Annotated in this window: 7 protein-coding genes; all 7 read right to left on the reverse strand. The window is 71.1% G+C overall.

All coding sequences use genetic code 11. The annotated features are described in order from the left end of the window. Positions 1-510: uridine kinase (locus QZ483_RS12440; protein ID WP_297084471.1), on the reverse strand; the 510-nt coding region annotated here is incomplete at its 3' end. Positions 511-512: 2 nt separating this feature from the next. Then, complete coding sequence (gene purQ / locus QZ483_RS12445) at positions 513-1,214, reverse strand: phosphoribosylformylglycinamidine synthase subunit PurQ (protein ID WP_297084473.1); 702 nt, start codon at positions 1,212-1,214, stop codon at positions 513-515. After that, positions 1,214-1,477, reverse strand: a complete 264-nt coding sequence (gene purS, locus QZ483_RS12450) for a phosphoribosylformylglycinamidine synthase subunit PurS (protein ID WP_297084476.1) — start codon at positions 1,475-1,477, stop codon at positions 1,214-1,216. Before purS ends, purQ begins: the two co-directional genes overlap by 1 nt. A gap of 89 nt (positions 1,478-1,566) precedes the next feature. Next, positions 1,567-2,010, reverse strand: coding sequence for a septum formation family protein (locus QZ483_RS12455; RefSeq protein WP_297084479.1), 444 nt, complete (start codon positions 2,008-2,010; stop codon positions 1,567-1,569). A 150-nt stretch (positions 2,011-2,160) separates the two neighbouring features. After that, positions 2,161-3,057 carry a phosphoribosylaminoimidazolesuccinocarboxamide synthase gene (locus QZ483_RS12460; RefSeq protein ID WP_297084481.1) on the reverse strand — a complete coding sequence of 299 codons (897 nt, stop codon included), beginning with the start codon at positions 3,055-3,057 and terminating at the stop codon, positions 2,161-2,163. Beyond that, positions 3,057-4,325 (reverse strand): phosphoribosylamine--glycine ligase, encoded by a 1,269-nt coding sequence (gene purD, locus QZ483_RS12465; RefSeq protein ID WP_297084482.1) that lies wholly within the window; start codon positions 4,323-4,325, stop codon positions 3,057-3,059. The genes QZ483_RS12460 and purD overlap by 1 nt, the downstream gene beginning before the upstream one ends. Positions 4,326-4,541: 216 nt before the next feature. Next, positions 4,542-5,417 (reverse strand): adenylosuccinate synthetase (locus QZ483_RS12470; protein ID WP_297084485.1); only part of this gene is annotated, 876 nt, incomplete at its 5' end.

The raw sequence follows: 5,417 nt of genomic DNA on the forward strand, positions 1-5,417 counted from the left end.
CCCGTCGCGCTCCACCATCCGCTCGAAGCGCACCGAGTACGGCGCCTCGACCCAGACGACCGCGTCCCAGCGGTTCGCGAGGCCCGGGTGCTGCATGAACAGGCCGTCGGCCAACAGCGTCACCCGATCTCCCACCTGGCACGCGGGCACGTTCTGCAGCAGCGCGTCCGACTCGAGGTCGTGGTGACGGAGCTGGACCACGCGGTCCCCGCCGGCTCCCAGGGGGTCGAGCACTTTGGCGATGAACGCCTCATGGTCGAAGGAGTCCTCCCAGAACCCACGGGCGCTCGTGCGCCCCTGACGGTAGCGGCGATCCTCGAGGTGATGGAAGTCGTCCATGCTCGCCTCGACGACGTCGCGCCCGCGCGTGCGCAGCAGTGTCGCGAGCTCGCGACGCAGCATGGTCTTGCCCGCCGCGTCCGGGCCGTCGATCGCGATGAGCACAGGCCTGTCCTGTGGCTCTGGGAGCGCATCGGCGACGGTGCCGATGACGGAATCGCGGCGGGACATGGCTAGGTGGTCGCCACCAGCCCTGCGATCGCGGACGTGAAGAAGCCCAGACCGTCCGTTCCCCGGCGTCCGATCTCCTTGGAGTCCGGCCCGAATCCCGGCTCGACGGCGTGCTCCGGGTGGGGCATGAGCCCCACGACGTTGCCGCGCTCGTTGGTGATCCCGGCGATGTCGCGCCGGGAGCCATTGGGATTCCAGCCGACGTAGCGGAACGCCACGCGGCCCTCGGCCTCGAGTGCGTCGAGCGTGTGCTCGTCGGCGACGTACTGACCGTCCTGGTTCTTGAGCGGGATCGTGATCTCCTGGCCCGCCTCGTAGTCCGCGCTCCACGCGGTGTCGACGTTCTCGACGCGCAGCACCTGGTCGCGGCAGATGAAGTGCAGGTGCTCGTTCTTGATCATCGAGCCCGGCAGCAGGTGCACCTCGGTGAGCACCTGGAAGCCGTTGCAGATGCCCAGGACCGGCATGCCGCCCTTGGCGGCGTCCACGACCTTCTCCATGATGGGCGAGAAGCGCGAGATCGCGCCGGCCCGCAGGTAGTCGCCATAGCTGAAGCCGCCGGGAAGGACCACGCCATCGACGCCCTGGAGATCGGCGTCCGCGTGGAACAGGTTGACGGCCTCGCCACCAGCGAGGCGCACGGCGCGGGCGGCGTCGCGATCATCCAGGGTGCCGGGGAAGGTGACGACGCCGATGCGTGCCATCAGCCAGCGACCTCCGCGCCGGCGACCTCGACGGCCACGACGTCCTCGATGACCGGGTTCGAGAGCAGAGTCTCGGCGGCCTCGCGGGCCTGCGCGAGCAGCTCGTCCGTCACCTCGCCATCGACGGTGAGCTCGAAGCGCTTGCCCTGCCGAACGCCCGCGAAGCCCTCGAATCCGAGGCGCGGGAGGGCGGCGCCGACGGCCTTGCCCTGAGGGTCGAGAATCTCGGGCTTGGGCATGACGTGCACGACGATCGTGGGCATGATCGCAGTCTACCGGCCCGTGCGGCGGCCACTGGCGGTCACGCGCAAGCCGGGCGCCAGCGCGCACTGCTCAGTCCACGATGCCCGCGTCAGGCTGCGGAGCCCGCGACCGAGCCGGTGAGCTGCTCGCCCACGTCGCCCACGACCAGGCACGCAATCTGGCGGTCGCCCCAGTTCCACGACGCCGAGGTCGGGTAGGTCGCGGTGAAGTAGTAGATGGACTCCTCGTAGGGGATGCCCAGGTAGTCCTCGAACGACAGGTAGCAGACCTCGGAGGCCAGGTCGGAGATGTCCTCGGGATAGTCCTCGACCGTCAGCTCCTCGGTGTGGAAGACCTCCGCGAAGTGCACGTCCGCGCAGTCCACGACGGGCATCACGCCGATCTCCTGCTCGCCCTCTTCCGTGACCGACGCCTCGTTCAGGCACTCACCCACGGTGAGCTGCAGCTCCTCGACGGTGGCGGACGGATCCAGCAGCGAGCACCCTGCGAGACCCAGGGCGGCGATGACGGTGATGGCGAGCGGTGCGCGCACGACGATTCCTCAGATTCCCTCGACCCAGCGCCACAGTGGCGATGGCAGCGCGCTCAACCTAGCAGGGCGCAGCGGGGTGCGTGGCGAACGCCGCCGCTCGCACGCGCATGAACGTCCTCGGCGCGGTCGAGCTCGCGTCCCGTCCGGCGCCTAGTTCTTCGCCAGCCGGTCGTAGGCCTCGAGATAGCGCTGGCGGGTGCGGTCGACCACGTCCGCCGGCAGCGGCGGCGGCGGGGTGTCGCTGGCCTTGTCCCAGCCGGACTCGCGCGACGTCAGCCAGTCGCGCACGAACTGCTTGTCGAAGCTGGGCTGCGAGCGGCCGGGCTCCCACTCGTCCGCCGGCCAGAAGCGCGAGCTGTCGGGCGTCAGGACCTCGTCCGCGAGCACGATGCGCCCGTACGCGTCGCGTCCGAACTCGAACTTGGTGTCGGCAAGGATGATGCCCTTGCTCGCCGCGATCTCATGAGCGCGGGAGTACACGGCGAGGGTGAGGTCGCGCAGCGCCGTCGCGTCCTCCAGGCCGATGCGCTCGGCGACGGCCTCGAAGCTCACGTTCTCGTCGTGCTCGCCCACCTCGGCCTTGGTGGCCGGGGTGAAGATGGGCTCGGGCAGGCGCGAGCCGTCGACCAGACCCGGCGGCAGCTCGATCCCGCACACCGTGCCCGACTCCTGGTACTCGGCGAGCCCCGAGCCCGTCAGGTAGCCGCGCGCGACGCACTCGACCGGGAACATGTCGAGCCGCTGGCACACCATGGCGCGCCCCGCGACCTCGTCCGGCACTGGCGCCTCGACGGTGTGGTCCGAGACGATGTCGCGGAGCTGGTCGAACCACCACAGGCTGAGCCCGGTGAGCACGCCGCCCTTGCCGGGGATCTCGGTGGGCAGCACCCAGTCGTACGCGCTGATGCGGTCGCTGGCGACCACCAGCACCACGTCGCCGCGAGGATGCGGATCGACGGGCTCGTAGAGGTCGCGGATCTTTCCTGAGTAGACGTGCCGCCAGCCCGGCACCTCGGGCGCCGTGGGCTCGATGACGTGGCCGGGCATCAGGTTCCGGCCGCCTCGGCGGCCGCGAGGGCGATGTCGCTGCGGTGGTGGGATCCCTCCAGGCCGATGCGCCCGAGACCCGCATACGCGGTCGCCCGAGCGGCGGTGAGGGTCGCGCCGCGTCCGATCACGGACAGCACCCGGCCGCCGGCCGAGACCAGCGCGCCCTCGCCGTCCCACGCGGTGCCGGCGTGCAGCACGTGTGCGCCGTCGACCTCCTCCGCCACGTCGACGCCGGTGATCGGGTCGCCCGATCGCGCGGACTCGGGGTAGCCGTGCGAGGCCAGCACCACCGTCACCGCGGCGTCGTCGCTCCACTGCAGCGGCGGCAGCTCCGCGAGCCGTCCCTGAGCGGCCGCGAGCAGCACGCCTGCCAGCGGCGTCTCGAGGCGCGCGAGCACCGATTGCGTCTCCGGGTCGCCGAACCGGGCGTTGAACTCGACCACGCGCAGGCCCTTCGACGTCAGCGCGAGGCCGCAGTACAGGACGCCCTGGAACGGCGTGCCGCGCGCCGCCATCTGGTCGACCGTGGGCTGCGCGACCGTGCGGACCACCTCGTCGACCAGGTCCGCCGGGGCCCACGGCAGCGGCGAGTACGCGCCCATGCCCCCGGTGTTGAGTCCCGCGTCGCCGTCGTAGGCACGCTTGAAGTCCTGGGCAGGCTGAAGGGGAACGACGGTCTCTCCGTCGCAGATGCAGAACAGCGACACCTCGGGACCGTCGAGGAACTCCTCGACCACGACGGTGCCGCCGGACGTCAGGATGGCCTGACCGTGGTCGACGGCCTGGTCGTGGTCCTCGGTCACCACGACGCCCTTGCCGGCTGCGAGGCCGTCGTCCTTGACCACGAAGGGGGCGCCGAACTCCGCCAGCGCGGCTTCCAGGCCCTGGGGGGTGGTGCACACGCGGGGCTCCGCCGTGGGCACGCCTGCGGCGGCCATGACCTCCTTCGCGAAGGCCTTGGAGCCCTCGAGCATCGCGGCGGCCGCGGTGGGCCCGAAGCACGGGATGCCCACCTCGCGCACGGCGTCGGCGACGCCGGCCACGAGCGGGGCCTCGGGGCCCACGACCACGAGGTCCGCGCGCACGTTGACGGCCAGGGCGGCAATCGCCGCGCCGTCGTTCGGGTCCTGCGAGTGCAGGGTCGCGAGCTGGCCGATGCCCGGGTTGCCGGGCACGGCGTGGAGCTCCTCGACGTCGCTGTCCAGGTGGAGGGAGCGGGCGAGCGCGTGCTCGCGGGCCCCCGAGCCGACGATCAGTACCTTCACGCCCGCGAGTCTATCGAGCGCGAACCGACCTGCGCCGCGCGTACCGCGCAACACACGGCGGTGACTGAGGTGCACGCAGGGGCGGGTGTGAGTGCCCAGGAGCACCACGCGCACCTCGAGTCACAGGTGTGTGGTGAGCGGTACGCGGTGGACGTCAGTCGGCGCGCGGTGGACGTCAGTCGGCGCGCGGTGGGCGTCGGGACAGGAACCCCGGGCCTACTCCCCGCGGGCGTGCAGCAGGTCGTGGTTCACGATGATCTCGTCGCGGCCCGGGCCCACGCCGATGGCGCTGATCCGGCAGTTCGAGATCTTCTCGAGCGCGAGCACGTAGTCCTGCGCGGTCTGCGGGAGGTCGGAGAACTCGCGGGCCGTCGAGATGTCCTCGGTCCAGCCCGGCAGGTACTCGTAGACCGGCGTGGCGGCCGCGAAGTCGGCCTGATCCTGCGGCAGCTCCTCGACGCGGGTGCCGTTCACGTCGTACGCGACGCACACCGGGATCTCCTCGAGACCGGTGAGGACGTCGAGCTTGGTGAGCACCAGGTCGGTCAGACCATTGATGCGCGATGCGTACCGCGCGATCACGGCGTCGTACCAGCCGCACCGACGCGGGCGGCCCGTCGTGGTGCCGTACTCGTGGCCCACCCGCGCGAGGAACTCGCCGTTCTCGTCGAACAGTTCCGTGGGCATGGGACCCTCGCCCACGCGCGTCGTGTAGGCCTTGACGATGCCGATCACGGAGTCGATGCGCGTGGGCCCCACGCCCGAGCCCGTGGAGGCGCCGCCGGCCGTCGCGGAGGACGACGTCACGAACGGGTACGTGCCGTGGTCGACGTCCAGCATGGTCGCCTGGCCACCCTCGAACAGCACGGTCTCGCCGCGGTCCAGCGCCTGGTTGAGCACGAGCGAGGTGTCGGTGACCATCGGCTCGAGCCGGTCGCGGTACTGCAGGAGCTCGTCCGCGACCTCGTCGACCTCGATCGCACGGCGGTTGTAGACCTTCACCAGCAGGTGGTTCTTCTGCTCGAGCGCGCCCTCGATCTTGTCGCGCAGGAGCTGCTCGTCGAACAGGTCGCCCATGCGGATGCCCAGGCG

The sequence above is a fragment of the uncultured Demequina sp. genome (assembly GCF_913055775.1).
Lineage (GTDB): Bacteria > Actinomycetota > Actinomycetes > Actinomycetales > Demequinaceae > Demequina.